The sequence below is a fragment of the Sphingobacterium sp. GQ94 genome (assembly GCF_059758715.1).
Genome location: NZ_JCAXEC010000052.1, coordinates 1 through 214, shown reverse-complemented (window position 1 = coordinate 214; position 214 = coordinate 1). Strand labels below are relative to the sequence as shown.

Annotated in this window: 1 protein-coding gene; it reads right to left on the bottom strand. The window is 32.7% G+C overall.

Going from position 1 to position 214, the window contains the following annotated elements; all coding sequences use genetic code 11:
- Nucleotides 1-214, bottom strand: a 214-nt coding sequence (locus AC6CHH_RS16460) for a transposase (RefSeq protein WP_498284801.1), incomplete at both ends; no start/stop codon positions are given.

The following is a 214-nucleotide window of genomic DNA, read 5'->3' as shown; positions in this document are numbered from 1 at the left end:
AGTATCCATCTGAGCAGAAAGTATGTTCTTTCCAAAAATGTTTAGATAAGAAAGACTTATGAGCTGAATACCAAATATGGTAAGTAGATTCGTGCTTTAACTTACGAACAATAGAAGTAATAGACAGACGTGGAACATAACGAATTAGAAAGTGTATGTGGTCTAAATCTGATTCGAACACTTCAATTTCAAAATCTAAATTAGCGGTAATCTG